Raw genomic sequence first — 23,185 nt, 5'->3', positions numbered from 1 at the left:
TACCAAGCAAAACCGAGTGAATTAGAGTTTTAAAAAGCTTGAATTCAAAAAAATAGAAATAATCGCTAGTGTTCGAAAGAACACTCACAGATTAATAACATTTTAGGTTTTCAACCGATTTTATCGTGTTGAAGGTCGAAAAGATTAAGTTATTAAGGGCGCACGGTGGATGCCTTGGCACTAGAAGCCTACGAAGGACGTTACTAACGACGATATGCTTTGGGGAGCTGTAAGTAAGCTTTGATCCAGAGATTTCCGAATGGGGAAACCCAACACGAGTTATGTCGTGTTATCGATATGTGAATACATAGCATATCTGAAGGCAGACGCGGGGAACTGAAACATCTTAGTACCCGCAGGAAGAGAAAGAAAAATCGATTCCCTGAGTAGCGGCGAGCGAAACGGGAAGAGCCCAAACCAACGAGCTTGCTTGTTGGGGTTGTAGGACACTCTATACGGAGTTACAAAAGAACAAATTAGACGAATCATCTGGAAAGATGAATCAAAGAAGGTAATAATCCTGTAGTCGAAAGTTTGTTCACTCTTGAGTGGATCCTGAGTACGACGGAACACGAGAAATTCCGTCGGAATCCGGGAGGACCATCTCCCAAGGCTAAATACTCTCTAGTGACCGATAGTGAACCAGTACCGTGAGGGAAAGGTGAAAAGTACCCCGGAAGGGGAGTGAAATAGAACTTGAAACCGTGTGCTTACAAGTAGTCAGAGCCCGTTAATGGGTGATGGCGTGCCTTTTGTAGAATGAACCGGCGAGTTACGATTTGATGCAAGGTTAAGCAGTTAATGTGGAGCCGTAGCGAAAGCGAGTCTGAATAGGGCGTTGAGTATTTGGTCGTAGACCCGAAACCAGGTGATCTACCCATGACCAGGCTGAAGTTCAGGTAACACTGAATGGAGGGCCGAACCGACTTACGTTGAAAAGTGAGCGGATGAGTTGTGGGTAGCGGAGAAATTCCAATCGAACCTGGAGATAGCTGGTTCTCTCCGAAATAGCTTTAGGGCTAGCCTTAAGTAATGATTATTGGAGGTAGAGCACTGTTTGGACGAGGGGCCCTTATCGGGTTACCGAATTCAGACAAACTCCGAATGCCAATCAATTTTATCTTAGGAGTTAGAACGCGGGTGATAAGGTCCGTGTTCGAAAGGGAAACAGCCCAGACCACCAGCTAAGGTCCCAAAATATATGTTAAGTGGAAAAGGATGTGGCGTTGCCCAGACAACTAGTATGTTGGCTTAGAAGCAGCCATCATTTAAAGAGTGCGTAATAGCTCACTAGTCGAGTGACACTGCGCCGAAAATGTACCGGGGCTAAACATATTACCGAAGCTGTGGATTGTCCGTAAGGACAGTGGTAGGAGAGCGTTCTAAGGGCGTTGAAGCATGATCGCAAGGACATGTGGAGCGCTTAGAAGTGAGAATGCCGGTGTGAGTAGCGAAAGACGGGTGAGAATCCCGTCCACCGATTGACTAAGGTTTCCAGAGGAAGGCTCGTCCGCTCTGGGTTAGTCGGGTCCTAAGCTGAGGCCGATAGGCGTAGGCGATGGATAACAGGTTGATATTCCTGTACCACCAAATTTCGTTTTAAGCGATGGGGGGACGCAGTAGGATAGGCGAAGCGTACTATTGGATTGTACGTCCAAGCAATGAGACTGAGTGTTAGGCAAATCCGGCACTCTTAAGGTCAAGTTGTGATGGGGAGAGGAAATTGTTTCCTCGAGTCGTTGATTTCACACTGCCAAGAAAAGCCTCTAGCTAGAATTTTGGTGCCCGTACCGCAAACCGACACAGGTAGTCAAGATGAGAATTCTAAGGTGAGCGAGCGAACTCTCGTTAAGGAACTCGGCAAAATGACCCCGTAACTTCGGGAGAAGGGGTGCTCTTTAGGGTTAACGCCCAGGAGAGCCGCAGTGAATAGGCCCAAGCGACTGTTTATCAAAAACACAGGTCTCTGCTAAACCGTAAGGTGATGTATAGGGGCTGACGCCTGCCCGGTGCTGGAAGGTTAAGAGGAGTGGTTAGCTTCGGCGAAGCTACGAATCGAAGCCCCAGTAAACGGCGGCCGTAACTATAACGGTCCTAAGGTAGCGAAATTCCTTGTCGGGTAAGTTCCGACCCGCACGAAAGGCGTAACGATTTGGGCACTGTCTCAACGAGAGACTCGGTGAAATCATAGTACCTGTGAAGATGCAGGTTACCCGCGACAGGACGGAAAGACCCCGTGGAGCTTTACTGTAGTCTGATATTGAAATTCGGTACAACTTGTACAGGATAGGTAGGAGCCTTTGAAACGTGAGCGCCAGCTTACGTCGAGGCGTTGGTGGGATACTACCCTTGCTGTGTTGGATTTCTAACCCGCACCATTTATCATGGTGGGAGACAGTGTCAGATGGACAGTTTGACTGGGGCGGTCGCCTCCTAAAGAGTAACGGAGGCGCTCAAAGGTTTCCTCAGAATGGTTGGAAATCATTCATAGAGTGTAAAGGCATAAGGAAGCTTGACTGCGAGACTTACAAGTCGAGCAGGGTCGAAAGACGGACTTAGTGATCCGGTGGTTCCGCATGGAAGGGCCATCGCTCAACGGATAAAAGCTACCCCGGGGATAACAGGCTTATCTCCCCCAAGAGTTCACATCGACGGGGAGGTTTGGCACCTCGATGTCGGCTCATCGCATCCTGGGGCTGTAGTCGGTCCCAAGGGTTGGGCTGTTCGCCCATTAAAGCGGTACGCGAGCTGGGTTCAGAACGTCGTGAGACAGTTCGGTCCCTATCCGTCGTGGGCGCAGGAAATTTGAGAGGAGCTGTCCTTAGTACGAGAGGACCGGGATGGACATACCTCTGGTGTACCAGTTGTCGTGCCAACGGCATCGCTGGGTAGCTATGTATGGACGGGATAAGTGCTGAAAGCATCTAAGCATGAAGCCCCCCTCAAGATGAGATTTCCCAACTTCGGTTATAAGATCCCTCAAAGATGATGAGGTTAATAGGTTCGAGGTGGAAGCATAGCGATATGTGGAGCTGACGAATACTAATCGATCGAAGACTTAATCAAATTTAAAAGTGTTTTGTTTGGCATTATCAAATTTTACTTACTATCTAGTTTTGAATGTATAATTTTTTATACAGTTCATTGTCTGGTGACAATGGCAAGGAGGTCACACCTGTTCCCATGCCGAACACAGTAGTTAAGCTCCTTAGCGCCGATGGTAGTCGGACTTACGTTCCGCAAGAGTAGGACGTTGCCAGGCAATTCCATTTTGACCTTTGGGTCGTTTTTTTATGGAAGTATTAAAGAAAACAAAAATTAATTTCGAAAAGTTATTGACTTTTTAAGTCATAACCTGTAGAATTAAGTCTTGTGATTAAGAAATGAACATTGAAAACTGAATTGCAATATGTCAACGTTAATTCCGAACACAACATTAAATTGTTGGTTCAAACGTGTTAGAGATAACACACAAATTAGTATTTTATGAGCTAATCAAACATCATAATTCATTTATGGAGAGTTTGATCCTGGCTCAGGATGAACGCTGGCGGCGTGCCTAATACATGCAAGTCGAGCGAACGGATAAGGAGCTTGCTCCTTTGAAGTTAGCGGCGGACGGGTGAGTAACACGTGGGTAACCTACCTATAAGACTGGAATAACTTCGGGAAACCGGAGCTAATGCCGGATAACATTTGGAACCGCATGGTTCTAAAGTAAAAGATGGTTTTGCTATCACTTATAGATGGACCCGCGCCGTATTAGCTAGTTGGTAAGGTAACGGCTTACCAAGGCAACGATACGTAGCCGACCTGAGAGGGTGATCGGCCACACTGGAACTGAGACACGGTCCAGACTCCTACGGGAGGCAGCAGTAGGGAATCTTCCGCAATGGACGAAAGTCTGACGGAGCAACGCCGCGTGAGTGATGAAGGTTTTCGGATCGTAAAACTCTGTTATTAGGGAAGAACAAATGTGTAAGTAACTGTGCACATCTTGACGGTACCTAATCAGAAAGCCACGGCTAACTACGTGCCAGCAGCCGCGGTAATACGTAGGTGGCAAGCGTTATCCGGAATTATTGGGCGTAAAGCGCGCGTAGGCGGTTTCTTAAGTCTGATGTGAAAGCCCACGGCTCAACCGTGGAGGGTCATTGGAAACTGGGAAACTTGAGTACAGAAGAGGAAAGTGGAATTCCATGTGTAGCGGTGAAATGCGCAGAGATATGGAGGAACACCAGTGGCGAAGGCGACTTTCTGGTCTGTAACTGACGCTGATGTGCGAAAGCGTGGGGATCAAACAGGATTAGATACCCTGGTAGTCCACGCCGTAAACGATGAGTGCTAAGTGTTAGGGGGTTTCCGCCCCTTAGTGCTGCAGCTAACGCATTAAGCACTCCGCCTGGGGAGTACGACCGCAAGGTTGAAACTCAAAGGAATTGACGGGGACCCGCACAAGCGGTGGAGCATGTGGTTTAATTCGAAGCAACGCGAAGAACCTTACCAAATCTTGACATCCTTTGAAAACTCTAGAGATAGAGCCTTCCCCTTCGGGGGACAAAGTGACAGGTGGTGCATGGTTGTCGTCAGCTCGTGTCGTGAGATGTTGGGTTAAGTCCCGCAACGAGCGCAACCCTTAAACTTAGTTGCCAGCATTTAGTTGGGCACTCTAGGTTGACTGCCGGTGACAAACCGGAGGAAGGTGGGGATGACGTCAAATCATCATGCCCCTTATGATTTGGGCTACACACGTGCTACAATGGACAATACAAAGGGCAGCTAAACCGCGAGGTCATGCAAATCCCATAAAGTTGTTCTCAGTTCGGATTGTAGTCTGCAACTCGACTACATGAAGCTGGAATCGCTAGTAATCGTAGATCAGCATGCTACGGTGAATACGTTCCCGGGTCTTGTACACACCGCCCGTCACACCACGAGAGTTTGTAACACCCGAAGCCGGTGGAGTAACCATTTATGGAGCTAGCCGTCGAAGGTGGGACAAATGATTGGGGTGAAGTCGTAACAAGGTAGCCGTATCGGAAGGTGCGGCTGGATCACCTCCTTTCTAAGGATATATTCGGAACATCTTCCTTGAGAAGATGAAGAGGAATGATATTGACATATTGCATTCAGTTTTGAATGCTCATTAGAGTATTCTATAAATGAATGGGCCTATAGCTCAGCTGGTTAGAGCGCACGCCTGATAAGCGTGAGGTCGGTGGTTCGAGTCCACTTAGGCCCACCATTTTTTATTTGTACATTGAAAACTAGATATGTAAGTAAAATTTATGATTTTACCAAGCAAAACCGAGTGAATTAGAGTTTTAAAAAGCTTGAATTCAAAAAAATAGAAATAATCGCTAGTGTTCGAAAGAACACTCACAGATTAATAACATTTTAGGTTTTCAACCGATTTTATCGTGTTGAAGGTCGAAAAGATTAAGTTATTAAGGGCGCACGGTGGATGCCTTGGCACTAGAAGCCTACGAAGGACGTTACTAACGACGATATGCTTTGGGGAGCTGTAAGTAAGCTTTGATCCAGAGATTTCCGAATGGGGAAACCCAACACGAGTTATGTCGTGTTATCGATATGTGAATACATAGCATATCTGAAGGCAGACGCGGGGAACTGAAACATCTTAGTACCCGCAGGAAGAGAAAGAAAAATCGATTCCCTGAGTAGCGGCGAGCGAAACGGGAAGAGCCCAAACCAACGAGCTTGCTTGTTGGGGTTGTAGGACACTCTATACGGAGTTACAAAAGAACAAATTAGACGAATCATCTGGAAAGATGAATCAAAGAAGGTAATAATCCTGTAGTCGAAAGTTTGTTCACTCTTGAGTGGATCCTGAGTACGACGGAACACGAGAAATTCCGTCGGAATCCGGGAGGACCATCTCCCAAGGCTAAATACTCTCTAGTGACCGATAGTGAACCAGTACCGTGAGGGAAAGGTGAAAAGTACCCCGGAAGGGGAGTGAAATAGAACTTGAAACCGTGTGCTTACAAGTAGTCAGAGCCCGTTAATGGGTGATGGCGTGCCTTTTGTAGAATGAACCGGCGAGTTACGATTTGATGCAAGGTTAAGCAGTTAATGTGGAGCCGTAGCGAAAGCGAGTCTGAATAGGGCGTTGAGTATTTGGTCGTAGACCCGAAACCAGGTGATCTACCCATGACCAGGCTGAAGTTCAGGTAACACTGAATGGAGGGCCGAACCGACTTACGTTGAAAAGTGAGCGGATGAGTTGTGGGTAGCGGAGAAATTCCAATCGAACCTGGAGATAGCTGGTTCTCTCCGAAATAGCTTTAGGGCTAGCCTTAAGTAATGATTATTGGAGGTAGAGCACTGTTTGGACGAGGGGCCCTTATCGGGTTACCGAATTCAGACAAACTCCGAATGCCAATCAATTTTATCTTAGGAGTTAGAACGCGGGTGATAAGGTCCGTGTTCGAAAGGGAAACAGCCCAGACCACCAGCTAAGGTCCCAAAATATATGTTAAGTGGAAAAGGATGTGGCGTTGCCCAGACAACTAGTATGTTGGCTTAGAAGCAGCCATCATTTAAAGAGTGCGTAATAGCTCACTAGTCGAGTGACACTGCGCCGAAAATGTACCGGGGCTAAACATATTACCGAAGCTGTGGATTGTCCGTAAGGACAGTGGTAGGAGAGCGTTCTAAGGGCGTTGAAGCATGATCGCAAGGACATGTGGAGCGCTTAGAAGTGAGAATGCCGGTGTGAGTAGCGAAAGACGGGTGAGAATCCCGTCCACCGATTGACTAAGGTTTCCAGAGGAAGGCTCGTCCGCTCTGGGTTAGTCGGGTCCTAAGCTGAGGCCGATAGGCGTAGGCGATGGATAACAGGTTGATATTCCTGTACCACCAAATTTCGTTTTAAGCGATGGGGGGACGCAGTAGGATAGGCGAAGCGTACTATTGGATTGTACGTCCAAGCAATGAGACTGAGTGTTAGGCAAATCCGGCACTCTTAAGGTCAAGTTGTGATGGGGAGAGGAAATTGTTTCCTCGAGTCGTTGATTTCACACTGCCAAGAAAAGCCTCTAGCTAGAATTTTGGTGCCCGTACCGCAAACCGACACAGGTAGTCAAGATGAGAATTCTAAGGTGAGCGAGCGAACTCTCGTTAAGGAACTCGGCAAAATGACCCCGTAACTTCGGGAGAAGGGGTGCTCTTTAGGGTTAACGCCCAGGAGAGCCGCAGTGAATAGGCCCAAGCGACTGTTTATCAAAAACACAGGTCTCTGCTAAACCGTAAGGTGATGTATAGGGGCTGACGCCTGCCCGGTGCTGGAAGGTTAAGAGGAGTGGTTAGCTTCGGCGAAGCTACGAATCGAAGCCCCAGTAAACGGCGGCCGTAACTATAACGGTCCTAAGGTAGCGAAATTCCTTGTCGGGTAAGTTCCGACCCGCACGAAAGGCGTAACGATTTGGGCACTGTCTCAACGAGAGACTCGGTGAAATCATAGTACCTGTGAAGATGCAGGTTACCCGCGACAGGACGGAAAGACCCCGTGGAGCTTTACTGTAGTCTGATATTGAAATTCGGTACAACTTGTACAGGATAGGTAGGAGCCTTTGAAACGTGAGCGCCAGCTTACGTCGAGGCGTTGGTGGGATACTACCCTTGCTGTGTTGGATTTCTAACCCGCACCATTTATCATGGTGGGAGACAGTGTCAGATGGACAGTTTGACTGGGGCGGTCGCCTCCTAAAGAGTAACGGAGGCGCTCAAAGGTTTCCTCAGAATGGTTGGAAATCATTCATAGAGTGTAAAGGCATAAGGAAGCTTGACTGCGAGACTTACAAGTCGAGCAGGGTCGAAAGACGGACTTAGTGATCCGGTGGTTCCGCATGGAAGGGCCATCGCTCAACGGATAAAAGCTACCCCGGGGATAACAGGCTTATCTCCCCCAAGAGTTCACATCGACGGGGAGGTTTGGCACCTCGATGTCGGCTCATCGCATCCTGGGGCTGTAGTCGGTCCCAAGGGTTGGGCTGTTCGCCCATTAAAGCGGTACGCGAGCTGGGTTCAGAACGTCGTGAGACAGTTCGGTCCCTATCCGTCGTGGGCGCAGGAAATTTGAGAGGAGCTGTCCTTAGTACGAGAGGACCGGGATGGACATACCTCTGGTGTACCAGTTGTCGTGCCAACGGCATCGCTGGGTAGCTATGTATGGACGGGATAAGTGCTGAAAGCATCTAAGCATGAAGCCCCCCTCAAGATGAGATTTCCCAACTTCGGTTATAAGATCCCTCAAAGATGATGAGGTTAATAGGTTCGAGGTGGAAGCATAGCGATATGTGGAGCTGACGAATACTAATCGATCGAAGACTTAATCAAATTTAAAAGTGTTTTGTTTGGCATTATCAAATTTTACTTACTATCTAGTTTTGAATGTATAATTTTTTATACAGTTCATTGTCTGGTGACAATGGCAAGGAGGTCACACCTGTTCCCATGCCGAACACAGTAGTTAAGCTCCTTAGCGCCGATGGTAGTCGGACTTACGTTCCGCAAGAGTAGGACGTTGCCAGGCAGCATTTAGGATGCGATGAGCCGAGACCGAGAGGTCTCTTTTTTTGTGCGCAAAAGGAGCTTAACTTCCAAAAATAGCTGGTTTAAGCCATGAGCACATAAGCTGAAGCTCATGTGTAAGAACTACTAATCCCAATGATTTTGAGAAGTAGTTCTTTAGAAGCTGACGAACTGAGCGAAAGACGAGACGAGCTTACAAGCGGTAAGTGAGTAAGGGAAATATTAAGTGTTTACAAGAGCTGTGGCTCTTGCATAAGCACTACTAATCTTGCAGGCAAGAAAGTAGTGCTTTAAAGCTTCTTAGCGTCGATGGTAGCCGACTTACGTTTCGCAAGAGTAGGTAAAGAGACAAATGAGTTTTAACTCATTTGTAAGTCTCACTAGACTCAATAAATTGAGAAGTGGGGCTTTACAGGCAGCATTATAGGATGCGATGAGCCGAGACCGAGAGGTCTCTTTTTTTATGCGCAAAAAAGAGAGGATGGTCCGATAGAGATGAGTTTAATTTAAGGATTACAAAAGCTGGTGCTCTTGTATAAGAACTACTAATTTCGCAAGCGAAAAAGTGGTTCTTTATAAATTAAAAAATGATACTTTACTTGCATAAGCACTACTAATCTTGCTGGCAAGAAAATAGTGCTTTAGATATTAGTCATGCTTTAAAATTGTCAGAGAACGAATTAGTGCATTGGTATGTCCTTCTAGTTGTGAAAAAGGTATACCACCAAAACCTAAAATGAATTTTACAGATTGTTGTGATTTATCATATTTACTAAAAGGAATAATTTTCAATTTGTTTTCTTCTGCATTTTTTAAACATTGCGTCATAGTCAAGCCATTTTTTACAGTTAGTGTAAAGTGCATGCCTGCTAATGTACCATCAATTTCTAATTGTTCTTCATAGGGTTTGAGTGCATCTAATATAAATTTAAGTTTGTCTCTATAAACATTTCTCATTTTATTTAAATGTCTCTCAAAACTACCTGACTGCATGAAGCTTGCCACCATTTTTTGTATATGTGAAGGCACTGTATTACCTTCTTTATTTTCTAGTGTATTATATAATTTTAACAATTTTTTAGGTAATACTAGGTAGGCAACTCTGCAACTTGGGAATAAAGATTTTGAGAATGTACTAATATATATGACTTTATCTTTTGTATCTAAACTTTGTAATGCAGGAATAGGCTTTCCAAAGTAACGGAATTCCGAATCATAATCATCTTCAATAATGTATCTATTTTCAAATTGCTGTGCCCAATGAATAAGTTGAGTACGCTTTTTTAAATTCATCACATAGCCGGTAGGGAACTGATGAGAAGGTGTAACATAAGCAATATTATTATTAGATTCGTTGAAATATTCTAGTTCAATTCCTGTATTGTTCACAGGTACTTGAAGATAAGTAATTTGTTTTTTGTCTAAAACTTGTTTGATGGGTGGATAGCTAGGATTTTCAATTAAAAAGCGGCCTTTATTCAATATATCAGTCACTAAATTAATAAGTTGTTCTGTAGAAGAACCAATAATGATTTGTTCTGGATGACATGCTACGCCTCTACTATTAAATAAATAATGCGCTATTTCTTGGCGTAATGTCCATTCTCCTTTGGGATTTGCATGTTGTAGTAAGTTTAATTGGCTATCTTCAAAAGCATCGCGCGCATATTTTCTGAATTGTTGCATAGGAAAGTATTCTGCATCTATTTCTGATAAGTTAAAGGCAAATTCATATGTTTGTTGAGTTTGATTGTCGTTATTTTGTTCATGATGTGTGTTTGATGCATGTATTTCTCTGGTAATAATTGGTAAAGTTTCAACGTCAGATACAAAATAGCCTGATCGTGGCTTGGCGAATATGTACCCCTCATCTGATAGGATTTGATAAGCATGTTCGATTGTTGTATTGCTTACAGATAAATGTTGCCCTAACGCGCGTTTTGAAGGAAATTTATCTCCTGATTTATATTGGCCTTCAATGATTTGTTTTTTTAGATTCTCGTATAGATTGATGTATAAATGCTCTTTTGTCATTACAACTGACCTCCTAAATTAATCTATAATTGTCCCTTTTTAAATACCAGTTTATCTTTTAAAATGAATTTAATCAACTAAGTAAAGGGGTTAAGTAAATATGTCTAAAGTAATTGGATCTGAAAGAGTTAAAAGAGGAATGGCGGAAATGCAAAAGGGCGGCGTCATTATGGACGTTGTAAATGCTGAACAAGCTAAGATAGCTGAGGATGCAGGTGCTGTTGCAGTAATGGCATTAGAGCGCGTGCCTTCTGACATTAGAGCTGCAGGTGGCGTGGCACGTATGGCTAATCCTAAAATTGTAGAAGAAGTTATGAATGCTGTTTCTATACCAGTTATGGCTAAAGGACGTATTGGTCATATAACTGAAGCTCGTGTATTAGAATCTATGGGTGTTGACTATATCGATGAATCTGAAGTATTAACACCAGCTGATGAAGAGTATCATTTACGTAAAGATACATTCACTGTACCATTTGTATGTGGTTGCCGTAACTTAGGTGAAGCTGCACGCCGTGTTGGTGAAGGTGCTGCAATGTTACGTACTAAAGGTGAGCCAGGTACTGGGAACATCGTAGAAGCAGTTAGACATATGCGTCAGGTCAATTCAGAAGTGAGTCGTTTAACAGTTATGCATGACGATGAGATTATGACTGAGGCTAAAAATATTGGTGCACCATACGAAATTTTAAAATCTATTAAAGAAAATGGTAAATTACCAGTAGTTAATTTTGCAGCTGGTGGTGTAGCAACGCCTCAAGATGCTGCTTTAATGATGGAATTAGGTGCAGACGGAGTATTTGTAGGATCTGGTATTTTTAAATCAGAAGATCCAGAAAAATTTGCTAAAGCAATTGTACAAGCAACTACACATTACCAAGACTACGAACTAATTGGACGTCTAGCTAAAGAATTAGGCACAGCAATGAAAGGCTTAGATATCAATGAGTTATCATTAGAAGAGCGTATGCAAGAGCGTGGATGGTAATATGAAAATTGGTGTTTTAGCCTTACAAGGCGCTGTGAGAGAACATATACGTCATATTGCACTAAGTGGTCATGAAGGTGTAGCAGTTAAGCGTATCGAACAGTTGGATGACATTGATGGATTGATTATACCAGGCGGAGAATCTACTACCTTACGACGCTTAATGAATCTATATGGATTCAAAGATGCTTTGCAACAATCCACATTACCTATGTTTGGTACTTGCGCTGGCTTAATTATCTTAGCAGCGAATATTGTTGGCGAAGAAGGTTATTTAGATAAACTGAATATTACTGTTCAAAGGAATTCTTTTGGCCGACAAGTTGATAGCTTTGAAAGTGAGTTAGATGTGAAAGGAATTGCCAAAGATATTGAAGGTGTATTTATTAGAGCTCCTCATATAGAAAGTGTGCATGGTGAGGCTAGTGTACTTAGCACAGAGGGTGACAAAATTGTAGCTGTTCAACAAGGCTGTTATTTAGGAGTTTCATTTCATCCTGAATTAACGGATGATTATAGAGTCACACAATACTTCATTGAAGCGATTGTTAAACCGACCGTAATTGAAAAAGTATAAAAAAGAGCGATAAGGTGTTGATACCTTATCGCTCTTTTTTATATTAAATTTTAAATAAAGAACCCTGCAATGGCTGCAGAAATAAATGAAACTAAAGTAGCACCGAATAATAATTTTATACCGAATCGTGCTACTACATCGCCTTTTTCGTTGTTAAGCGATTTGATTGCGCCAGAGATAATACCGATAGAACTAAAGTTTGCGAATGATACTACGAATACTGAGATAACACCTTTTGCGTGTTCACTCATGTTTTTAACTTCACTTAGACTTTGCATTGCTACAAATTCATTTGATAATAATTTCGTTGCCATAATAGAACCAGCTTGTACAGCTTCATTCCATGGCACACCTACAAAGAATGCGAATGGTGCAAATACGAAACCGATTAGTGTTTGGAAGTCCCAAGTAATACTACCACCTGAAATACCAGTGAAAATGGCACTAACTAAGCCATTTAGTAAAGCAATAATAGCAATATAACCAATTAACATTGCGCCTACGATGACTGCTACTTTAAACCCATCTAAAATGTATTCCCCTAACATTTCGAAGAAGGATTGCTTATTTGTTTCACTTTCTTCAAGAATTAATTTATCTTCTTTTGGATCAACTTTGTAAGGGTTGATGATAGAAGCAATAATGAAACCACCGAAGAGGTTTAACACGACTGCTGTAACAACAAAACGTGGTTCAATTAACGCGAAGTAAGCACCGATAATAGATGCAGACACGGTAGACATTGCTGAAGCAGTTAAAGTATAAAGACGTTGACTTGGAATATGAGCAAGTTCCTTTTTCAACGAAATAAATACTTCTGATTGTCCCAAAATTGCTGCTGCAACAGCGTTATATGATTCTAAACGACCCATACCATTAATTTTAGATATAACTAAACCTAAGACATTAATAATTACAGGTAAAATACGAGTATATTGTAAAATACCAATTAATGCTGATATGAAAACAATTGGTAATAATACGTTAAAGAAGAATGGAGGATTCTCTGGATCTATGTATTCAAATCCACCAAATACGAAATTTACACCTTCTGCTGCTTGTGCTAATAAGTAATTAAAGCCTGCTGAAATACCACTAATGACTGTAATCCCAAATTGTGTTTTTAACAAAATAAACGCCATGATAAGTTGTATTACAAGTAATAACCCAACATATTGCCAGCGAACATTTTTTCTGTCGGAGCTGAAAAGAAAGGCTAACCCAAGAAATACTACAATCCCAATTAAACCGATAATAATATGCATATTTTTCATCCCTTTTATTTTTTCTTACTACCTATAATACAATAAAAGTGAGAGCACTTACATCCTTAAACTAATATTTTTTAATCATATTGGTTGAAAAAGGTCAAAGTTGGTCATATAATATAGTCAAAGAAGGTCAAAAGAGGTGATAATCATGCACAATATGTCTGACATCATAGAACAGTACATTAAGAAATTATTTGAAGACACCAATAAAGACGTTGTAGAACTTCAACGTGCAAATATTGCACAGCGCTTTGACTGCGTGCCTTCTCAACTGAATTATGTAATTAAAACACGTTTTACAAATGAACATGGTTATGAAATTGAAAGTAAAAGGGGTGGCGGTGGGTACATCCGAATCACCAAAATTGAAAATAAAGATGAAACAGGTTACATTAATCACTTACTTCAATTAATAGGACCATCCATTTCTCAGCAACAAGCATATTACATTATAGATGGTTTATTAGATAAAAAATATATCAATGAACGTGAAGCAAAAATGATTTATGCTGTCATTGATAGAGAAACATTAAAAATGGATGTATTATCGAGAGATATTATACGGGCTAATATTATTAAACGTTTATTACCTGTAATAAATTATTACTAAAGCGAGGTGTTTAGTCGTGCTATGCGAAAATTGTCATTTAAACGAAGCAGAAGTTAAATTAGCAGTAAAAGGACAAGACGGTGTAAATGAAAAATGGGTTTGTTCGACATGTGCTCAGGGTGGCAATCCTTGGACACAAAATCAACAGTTACAATCCCAAGATGATATTGAAGGCGCATTTGTGGTAAAACAAATTTTACAGCACTTAGCAGCTAAACATGGTATTGATTTTGATGAAATTGCTTTTAAAGAAGAAAAAAGATGTCCTACTTGTCATATGACGTTAAAAGATATTGCACATGTTGGTAAATTTGGTTGTGCAAACTGCTATGCAACTTTTAAAGATGACATTGTCGACATTGTGCGTCGTGTGCAGGGTGGTCAAATAGAACATACAGGAAAAACACCTCGATCTTCGCATAGAAAATTAGCACTAAAAAAACAAATTGAAGAAAAAAATTCATATTTAAATCAGCTTATTGAAGATCAGAATTTTGAAGAAGCTGCAATTGTTCGGGATGAAATTAAAGCATTGAAAGACGATGGCGAGGTGAAACATGATGAGTGATAATGATATTAGTGCATACATGAGTGAATGGATGCGCGATAAAGAAGAAAGCCCTGTCGTGATGTCTTCAAGAATCCGATTGGCTAGAAACTTAGAAAATCATGTCCATCCATTAATGTTTCCGTCAGAGCAGGATGGTTATAGAGTGATTAATGAGGTACAGGATGCGCTTCCTGACTTGTTTATGCAACGCTTAGATACTATGGATCAGCAAAGCAAGTATAAACTTGTTGCGAAACATCTCATAAGTCCTGAATTAATCAGACAACCTGCCTCAGCAGTGTTGCTCAACGATGATGAATCATTGAGTATCATGGTGAATGAAGAAGATCATATTCGAATTCAAGCTATGGGAAATGATTTATCACTGCAAACATTGTACGAGAATGCTTCTACTATAGATGATACACTTGATAGTGAGTTGGATGTAAGTTTTGATGAAACATTAGGTTATTTAACAACTTGTCCGACAAACATTGGAACTGGCATGCGTGCGAGCGTGATGCTTCATTTACCTGGTTTAACAATTATGAAGCGTATGAATCGCATCGCTCAAACGATTAACAGATTTGGTTTTACGATAAGAGGAATATTTGGTGAAAGTTCGCAAGTTTATGGCCATATTTATCAAATTTCAAATCAACTGACTTTAGGAAAAACGGAAGAAGAAATCATCGAAAGTTTAACTGAAGTTGTACAACAAATCATTAATGAAGAAATGCAAATTCGCGAACGTATGAACCGTCACAATCACATTGAAACATTGGACCGAGTATATCGTTCGTTAGGAATATTAAAATATAGTAGACTGATATCTATGGAGGAAGCATCACTGAGATTAAGTGAAGTGAAACTCGGTATTGATTTAGGCTATATTGAACTAGAAAACTTCAAATTTAATGAGTTAATGGTAGCAATACAATCGCCATTCTTATTAGATGATGAAGATGACAGAGTAGTAAATGAAAAAAGAGCAGATATATTAAGAGAACATATAAATTAGGAGGTCATGCTATGCTATTTGGTAGACTGACAGAACGTGCACAGCGTGTATTAGCACATGCTCAAGAAGAAGCAATTCGCTTAAATCATTCAAATATTGGAACAGAACATTTACTTTTAGGGTTGATGAAAGAGCCTGAAGGTATTGCAGCTAAAGTATTAGAATCATTTGAAATTACTGAAGAAAAAGTAGTAGAAGAAGTAGAAAAATTAATCGGCCATGGTCAAGAACAAATGGGCGCTTTACACTACACACCTCGTGCGAAAAAAGTCATTGAATTATCAATGGATGAAGCGAGAAAATTACACCATAATTTCGTGGGAACAGAACACATTTTACTTGGTTTAATTAGAGAAAATGAAGGTGTAGCAGCACGTGTATTTGCAAACTTAGACTTAAATATAACTAAAGCACGTGCACAAGTTGTTAAAGCATTAGGTAGTCCAGAGTTAAGTAATAAAAATGCACAAGCTAATAAATCTAATAACACACCAACCTTAGATAGCCTTGCACGTGACTTAACTGTTATTGCAAAAGATGGCACACTAGATCCAGTTATTGGTAGAGACAAAGAAATTACAAGAGTAATTGAAGTTTTAAGTCGTCGTACTAAAAATAACCCAGTACTGATTGGTGAACCAGGTGTAGGTAAAACTGCAATTGCAGAAGGCCTGGCTCAATCGATTATTAAAAATGAAGTGCCTGAGACACTTAAAGGCAAACGCGTAATGTCACTTGATATGGGAACAGTTGTAGCTGGCACGAAATATCGAGGCGAATTTGAAGAGCGTTTGAAAAAAGTAATGGAAGAAATTCATCAAGCAGGTGACGTTATACTATTCATCGATGAATTACACACATTAGTTGGCGCAGGCGGTGCGGAAGGTGCTATTGATGCATCAAACATCTTGAAACCTGCACTTGCACGAGGAGAACTACAATGTATCGGCGCAACGACATTAGATGAATACCGTAAAAACATTGAAAAAGATGCGGCGCTTGAACGTCGTTTCCAACCAGTTCAAGTCGATGAACCAACAGTTGAAGATACAATTGAAATCTTAAAAGGATTACGTGATCGTTATGAAGCACATCACCGTATTAACATTTCTGATGAAGCGGTAATTTCAGCAGCTACTTTAAGTCACCGTTATGTTTCAGATCGTTTCTTACCTGATAAAGCAATCGACTTAATTGATGAAGCAAGTTCTAAAGTTAGACTTAGAAGTCATACTACACCACCGAACTTGAAAGAATTAGAACAAGAAATTGAGCAAGTTAAAAATGAAAAAGATGCTGCAGTACATTCACAAGAATTTGAAAATGCAGCAAATCTTCGTGATAAACAAACGAAATTAGAAAAACAATACGAAGAAGCTAATAATAATTGGAAGAACGCACAAAATGGCGACAATACTTCTTTATCAGAAGAAGATATCGGAGAAGTTATCGCTGGCTGGACTGGTATTCCATTAACGAAAATTAATGAAACTGAATCAGATCGTTTATTAAACTTAGAAGATACACTTCATAACAGAGTTATTGGACAAAAAGCTGCTGTAACGTCTATCAGTAAAGCAGTTAGACGTGCGAGAGCTGGATTGAAAGATCCTAAACGTCCTATCGGTAGCTTTATCTTCTTAGGTCCTACAGGTGTAGGTAAAACTGAATTAGCTCGTGCTTTAGCAGAGTCTATGTTTGGTGAAGATGACGCAATGATTCGTGTGGATATGAGTGAATTTATGGAGAAACATGCAGTCAGTCGTTTAGTTGGTGCGCCTCCAGGTTATGTAGGACATGATGATGGTGGTCAATTGACTGAAAAAGTAAGACGTAAACCTTATTCAGTTATCTTATTTGATGAAATTGAAAAAGCACATCCAGATGTATTTAACATCTTGTTACAAGTGCTTGATGATGGACATCTTACTGATACAAAAGGACGTCGTGTAGATTTCCGTAATACAGTAATTATTATGACATCAAACGTTGGTGCACAAGAATTACAAGATCAACGCTTTGCAGGTTTCGGTGGCGCATCAGAAGGCCAAGATTACGAAACAATTCGTAACACAATGATGAAAGAATTGAAAAATGCTTTCCGTCCAGAATTCTTAAACCGTGTTGATGATACTATTGTATTCCACAAACTTTCTAAAGAAGAATTGAAAGAAATTGTAACAATGATGATTAACAAACTAACAGATCGTCTATCTGAACAAGATATCAACATCGAAGTTACAGATGCCGCAAAAGAAAAAATTGCTGAAGAAGGCTACGATCCAGAGTATGGTGCTAGACCATTAATTCGTGCAATTCAAAAAACAGTAGAAGATAACCTAAGTGAATTAATTTTAGACGGTAATCAAATTGAAGGTAAAAAAGTCGAAATTGATCATGATGGCAAAGAATTTAAATATAATATTCAAGATAGAAAAGAAAAAAAGAAAGATAAAGAAACAACAGAATCATAAGTTTAATCACTAAAAGTGAGCTTTTTAGATTATAGCGCCTCTCAAATGTGTTAGTTCGCCTTTGAGAGGCGCTTTTTATTTAATAATAGAAAATTTAAATCATTCTTTAAAAACTAGGATATCATTTTCATTCGATAAATTTATAATATTATTGGTAGTATATATCTATGCATGGTATTTTATAAAAACAGCTTTAATGTAAGTGAAGTTAGAGACAGGTATGAGCAAATGTAATTGAAAAGACTAATCGTAAAGACCGCAGTGAGTTAAATAAGATTAAAATTTGTTTTTAAACAGGTTGAGGTATAAAATAGATTTGTTCAATGAAAGATGGAGGTGCAATAGTGGCCAAGAAGAAAGTTGTTTTTGAATGTATGGCATGTGGTTATCAGTCCGCAAAATGGATGGGCAAATGTCCAAATTGTGGTGGCTGGAACCAAATGGAAGAAATTGTTGAGCAAAAGGCGGCAAGTCCAAAACATGGCGTGCGCAGTCGTGATCGCGACAACGTTTCAAAAGTACAGAAGTTAAATGAAATTAAACAAGAAACGACACCACGTGTTAAAACCAAGTCAGACGAATTTAATCGTGTGCTCGGCGGAGGTATCGTTAATGGTTCGCTCGTATTGATTGGTGGAGACCCTGGTATAGGGAAATCAACATTACTATTACAAATATGTGCGGCACTATCACAATCGCATAACGTCTTATACATAACAGGTGAGGAATCATTAAATCAAACTAAGCTAAGAGCTGAAAGATTGGATGAAGATTCAAGCGAACTTAATGTATTTGCAGAAACTGATTTAGAAGTCATTCACGAAACAGTAAAACAATTAAAACCGGATTTACTTGTAGTTGACTCAATCCAAACGATATTCCATCCGGAAATTAGTTCAGCACCAGGCTCAGTGTCTCAAGTAAGAGAAAGTACACAAAGCTTAATGAACATTGCTAAACAAATGAATATTGCAACATTTATTGTGGGACATGTAACAAAAGAAGGTCAAATTGCTGGTCCACGTTTATTAGAACACATGGTAGATACAGTACTTTATTTCGAAGGTGACGAACACCATGCATATCGTATTTTGAGAGCGGTGAAAAACCGTTTTGGTTCTACAAATGAAATGGGTATTTTTGAAATGAAACAAAGCGGATTGAAAGGTGTTAAAAACCCATCCGAGATGTTTTTAGAAGAACGTTCGACAAATGTGCCTGGCTCGACTATCGTCTCTACAATGGAAGGCACGAGACCCTTACTCATAGAAGTTCAAGCTCTTGTTACGCCAACGACATTTAATAATCCTAGACGGATGGCAACGGGTATTGATCACAATCGTTTGAGTCTGTTGATGGCAGTCTTGGAGAAAAAAGAAAATTATTTACTGCAACAACAAGATGCGTATATTAAAGTTGCAGGTGGTGTAAGATTAACAGAACCTGCTGTTGATTTAGGTATCATTGTGGCAACTGCTTCAAGCTTTAAAGATCTAACAGTAGATGGTTTAGATTGCTTTATAGGAGAAGTTGGACTGACTGGAGAAGTGAGACGCGTATCTCGTATAGAGCAACGTGTACAGGAAGCAGAGAAACTCGGATTTAAACGTATTATTATTCCAGAATCCAATATTGGCGGCTGGCAATTCCCTAGTGATATTAAGGTCATTGGCGTGAAAAGTGTTCACGAAGCCTTAAAATACGCTTTGACAAAACAATAAATTAAATTCCCAAAATCTACAGATGAGAAAACATTTAATCTGTATAACTTTATAGAGAAAGGGGTGTTAGAACTTGAACATGATAAGAATCATTGTTATTTTGTGTTATGTTATTTTAGGCGCTAGTTTAGGCGTATATCTTATTCCAGAAATTGCTGTGGATACTGGATTAAGTGATTATATGTTATTAACTAATAACTATTTCAATGGACTACTTGGTATTGTTATTTTCTTTTTAATTTTTGGTTGGTTTATTAAAAAAGCGACATTATCGTTGAAAGAATTAGAACAAACTATAATGCGTCAAAGTGCTGTAGAAATTTTGTTTGCTACAATTGGACTGATGATCGGTTTAGTTATTTCTGTTATGATATCATTTATTTTTCAAATTATAGGTAATAATGTGTTGAATCATTTTGTGCCAATCATTGTTACAATTATTTTAGGTTATTTCGGTTTTCAATTTGGCTTACGCAAACGTGATGAAATGTTATTGTTCTTCCCGGAAAATATGGCGCGCTCGATGTCTATTAACGCACGTAATGCAGTGCCAAAAATTATTGATACAAGTGCTATTATAGATGGTCGCATTTTAGATATTATAGAGTGTGGTTTTATTGATGGTGAAATACTCATACCACAAGGTGTCATCAATGAATTGCAAGTTGTTGCTGATGCAAATGACAGTGTGAAGCGTGAAAAGGGTCAACGAGGGTTAGATATTTTGAATTCACTATATGATACTAATCATCCTACGCGTATTATTCATCCGACGAAGTCTCATAGTGACATCGATGCAATGTTAATTAAGTTAGCACAGCACTACAGAGCACATATTATCACTACTGATTTCAACCTCAATAAAGTGTGTCATGTGCAAGGTATTCAAGCGTTAAATGTTAATGATTTATCCGAAGCGATTAAACCTTCAGTACATCAAGGTGACCGTTTTAACTTATTACTTACTAAAATGGGTAAAGAATCAGGACAAGCAGTTGGATACTTAGATGATGGAACAATGGTTGTTGTAGATAATGCCAAGAAACATATCGGTGAGTATATTGATTTAGAAGTAATCAGTTTATTACAAACGTCATCAGGAAGAATTATTTTTGCAAAAAAGATTAATTAAATAAATTACTAAAGGTTTTATATGAAATGTAGCTAAAATTGTTACAGTTTCACATGAAACCTTTTTTTGATAGTTGAATATAATTTTTATAAAAATTGTGTGCTGATCACTTTGGATTTAAGCACAGTGATTTCATATTAAGCTTTAAAGTGCTACAATAGATAGCGAAATTGTATTACTATAAAAGGAATGACGAGTGTGTAGCATGTGTGTGAAAGTACACAGTTTTTTGGATAGTGATACTTTTAAAAATTATAAGCTATGGTATTATTAATAAGCGTAGAATAACAAACTTATTAATGGTTGAGCGTCATTATTATTGTTAACGACATAAAGTTAAGTTGATACACGTTCAGCTTTTTTGATGTGTGTATGAGTGTAACAAGTGATGAAACATAAAGCGCTATAAAAACATTACTAATTAATATTAAAAACGGGAGTGAACATAATGAGTGATCGTGTAAGAGTTAGATATGCCCCAAGTCCAACAGGTTATTTGCATATCGGTAATGCAAGAACTGCATTATTCAACTATTTATTTGCTAAACATTATGATGGAGATTTTGTAATTCGTATAGAAGATACGGACAGTAAACGTAATCTAACTGATGGCGAATCTTCACAATTTGATAATTTAAAATGGTTAGGCATCGATTGGGACGAATCTGTCGATAAAGATAAAGGTTATGGCCCTTATCGCCAATCAGAACGTGGCGAGATCTATAATCCGCTTATTCAGCAATTATTAGATGAAGACAAAGCGTATAAATGTTATATGACTGAAAAAGAACTTGAAGCTGAGCGTGAACAACAAATCAAACGTGGAGAAATGCCACGTTATGGTGGGAAACATGCACACTTAACTGAAGAAGAGCGTCAACAATTCGAAGTAGAAGGTCGTCAACCTGCCATTCGTTTCCGTGTTCCTAAAGACACAACGTTCACTTTTGAAGATATGGTTAAAGGTGAAATTTCATTTGATTCAGATAATATGGGTGACTGGGTTATTGTTAAAAAAGATGGTGTACCTACGTACAATTTTGCAGTAGCTATTGATGATCACTACATGGAAATTTCAGATGTTATTCGCGGCGATGATCATATTTCTAATACACCAAAACAATTAATGATTTATGAAACGTTTGGTTGGGAAGCGCCTAGATTTGCGCATATGTCACTTATCGTTAATGAAGAACGTAAAAAATTAAGTAAACGTGACGGACAAATCCTACAATTCATCGAACAATATCGTGATTTAGGTTATTTACCGGAAGCATTATTTAACTTTATTACATTGTTAGGCTGGTCACCAGAAGGCGAAGAAGAAGTTTATTCTAAAGAAGAATTCATTAAAATCTTCGATGAAAAACGTTTATCTAAATCACCTGCATTTTTCGACAAGCAAAAATTAGCATGGGTGAATAACCAATATATGAAACAAAAAGATACTGAAACAGTATTCGAATTAGCTTTACCACACCTTATCAAAGCAGAATTACTACCTGAAAATCCAAACGAAGCAGATTTGGAATGGGGTCGTAAACTTGTTGCGCTTTATCAAAAAGAAATGAGTTATGCTGGAGAAATCGTTCCTTTATCTGAGCTATTCTTCCGTGACGAACAAATTTTAGGTGACGATGAACAAGAAATCATCGAAGGTGAACAAGTACCAGAACTAATGAACCACTTATATGGAAAGTTAGAAGCACTTGAACCATTTGAAGCGGCAGAAATTAAAAAAACAATCAAAGAAGTTCAAAAAGAAACTGGTATTAAAGGTAAACAACTATTCATGCCAATTCGTGTTGCTGTAACAGGCCAAATGCATGGACCAGAATTACCAAATACAATTGAAGTATTAGGTAAAGAAAAAGTGTTACTACGTTTGAAAAACTACGTTAAATAAAGAGGGTTGCGTGCGATGATATTGTCTCAAGGTGAAAATACTTGAAAAATTACATCGAACCACCTATTATTAAAATTGAAATGGCCTTAGGATTAGTAAGCGATGAAATGTGTCAAGAGAGTGTGCGGTTGCTGTGAGCACACCACTGAAATTGCTGAATGCACCTTTGTGTTAATGAACTAAATAAACTTTAATGAGTGAAGATAAGTTGTTTTATATTTTTAACCATACTTATGGTTAAGGTAATCAACTTATATTTAAAAATAAGAGTGGAACCGTGCAAAGCACCTCTAACAAGTCAGTTAGAGGTGCTTTTTTTAATAAGGAGGTAGCAACCTTGTTTAA

The 23,185-nt window shown here is 39.7% G+C and carries 11 protein-coding genes, 1 tRNA gene and 5 rRNA genes; 15 read left to right on the top strand and 2 right to left on the bottom strand.

Going from position 1 to position 23,185, the window contains the following annotated elements; translation table 11 throughout:
• Window positions 1–142: 142 nt before the first annotated feature.
• The 6 genes from NSR03_RS10815 (at window position 143) to rrf (NSR03_RS10790) (ending at window position 8,557) form a co-directional block, all read left to right on the top strand.
• Window positions 143–3,066, top strand: a 23S ribosomal RNA gene (locus NSR03_RS10815).
• Window positions 3,067–3,147: 81 nt separating this feature from the next.
• Window positions 3,148–3,262, top strand: a 5S ribosomal RNA gene (gene rrf, locus NSR03_RS10810).
• A gap of 250 nt (window positions 3,263–3,512) precedes the next feature.
• Window positions 3,513–5,065: ribosomal RNA gene (locus NSR03_RS10805) — 16S ribosomal RNA — on the top strand.
• Window positions 5,066–5,168: 103 nt separating this feature from the next.
• A tRNA-Ile gene (locus tag NSR03_RS10800) sits at window positions 5,169–5,245 on the top strand.
• A 192-nt stretch (window positions 5,246–5,437) separates the two neighbouring features.
• Window positions 5,438–8,361: ribosomal RNA gene (locus NSR03_RS10795) — 23S ribosomal RNA — on the top strand.
• Window positions 8,362–8,442: 81 nt separating this feature from the next.
• Window positions 8,443–8,557 (top strand): 5S ribosomal RNA (rrf, locus tag NSR03_RS10790).
• The 16S, 23S and 5S rRNA genes sit together here with 1 tRNA gene alongside, the layout of an rRNA operon.
• A gap of 647 nt (window positions 8,558–9,204) precedes the next feature.
• Here the strand turns inward: rrf (NSR03_RS10790) and pdxR are convergent.
• Complete coding sequence (gene pdxR / locus NSR03_RS10785; protein ID WP_021340032.1) at window positions 9,205–10,590, bottom strand: MocR-like pyridoxine biosynthesis transcription factor PdxR; 1,386 nt, start codon at window positions 10,588–10,590, stop codon at window positions 9,205–9,207.
• A 100-nt stretch (window positions 10,591–10,690) separates the two neighbouring features.
• Between pdxR and pdxS the strand changes: the two genes are divergently transcribed.
• Complete coding sequence (gene pdxS / locus NSR03_RS10780; protein WP_002511346.1) at window positions 10,691–11,578, top strand: pyridoxal 5'-phosphate synthase lyase subunit PdxS; 888 nt, start codon at window positions 10,691–10,693, stop codon at window positions 11,576–11,578.
• A 1-nt stretch (window position 11,579) separates the two neighbouring features.
• Window positions 11,580–12,155 (top strand): pyridoxal 5'-phosphate synthase glutaminase subunit PdxT, encoded by a 576-nt coding sequence (pdxT, locus tag NSR03_RS10775; RefSeq protein WP_046464993.1) that lies wholly within the window; start codon window positions 11,580–11,582, stop codon window positions 12,153–12,155.
• Window positions 12,156–12,205: 50 nt separating this feature from the next.
• Here the strand turns inward: pdxT and NSR03_RS10770 are convergent, their stop codons facing one another.
• Complete coding sequence (locus NSR03_RS10770) at window positions 12,206–13,420, bottom strand: NupC/NupG family nucleoside CNT transporter (protein WP_002511348.1); 1,215 nt, start codon at window positions 13,418–13,420, stop codon at window positions 12,206–12,208.
• A 154-nt stretch (window positions 13,421–13,574) separates the two neighbouring features.
• On the opposite strand from NSR03_RS10770, the gene NSR03_RS10765 reads away from it, so the two are divergent.
• From NSR03_RS10765 to gltX, 7 genes are all read left to right on the top strand, one after another.
• Window positions 13,575–14,036, top strand: a complete 462-nt coding sequence (locus NSR03_RS10765; protein ID WP_002508589.1) for a CtsR family transcriptional regulator — start codon at window positions 13,575–13,577, stop codon at window positions 14,034–14,036.
• 16 nt (window positions 14,037–14,052) lie between these two features.
• The gene (locus NSR03_RS10760) at window positions 14,053–14,604 is read left to right on the top strand and encodes a UvrB/UvrC motif-containing protein (RefSeq protein ID WP_002511349.1); all 552 of its coding nucleotides are present in this window, start codon (window positions 14,053–14,055) and stop codon (window positions 14,602–14,604) included.
• Entirely contained in the window at window positions 14,597–15,607 is a 1,011-nt protein-coding gene (locus NSR03_RS10755) for a protein arginine kinase (RefSeq protein ID WP_021339720.1), read from the top strand. The genes NSR03_RS10760 and NSR03_RS10755 overlap by 8 nt, the downstream gene beginning before the upstream one ends.
• 11 nt (window positions 15,608–15,618) lie before the next feature.
• The gene (locus NSR03_RS10750) at window positions 15,619–18,081 is read left to right on the top strand and encodes an ATP-dependent Clp protease ATP-binding subunit (RefSeq protein ID WP_046464994.1); all 2,463 of its coding nucleotides are present in this window, start codon (window positions 15,619–15,621) and stop codon (window positions 18,079–18,081) included.
• Between the two features lie 344 nt (window positions 18,082–18,425).
• A complete protein-coding gene (gene radA / locus NSR03_RS10745; RefSeq protein WP_002508585.1) occupies window positions 18,426–19,802 on the top strand; it encodes a DNA repair protein RadA in 1,377 nt (458 codons plus the stop codon).
• Between the two features lie 73 nt (window positions 19,803–19,875).
• Window positions 19,876–20,934 carry a PIN/TRAM domain-containing protein gene (locus NSR03_RS10740; protein WP_021339719.1) on the top strand — a complete coding sequence of 353 codons (1,059 nt, stop codon included), beginning with the start codon at window positions 19,876–19,878 and terminating at the stop codon, window positions 20,932–20,934.
• 448 nt (window positions 20,935–21,382) lie between these two features.
• Entirely contained in the window at window positions 21,383–22,840 is a 1,458-nt protein-coding gene (gltX, locus tag NSR03_RS10735; RefSeq protein ID WP_069821075.1) for a glutamate--tRNA ligase, read from the top strand.
• Window positions 22,841–23,185 lie beyond the last annotated feature (345 nt).

This window comes from Staphylococcus sp. FSL W8-1207, from assembly GCF_038003745.1.
In the GTDB taxonomy this organism is placed as follows: domain Bacteria; phylum Bacillota; class Bacilli; order Staphylococcales; family Staphylococcaceae; genus Staphylococcus; species Staphylococcus equorum.
This window is presented reverse-complemented; position numbering and strand designations above follow the sequence as displayed.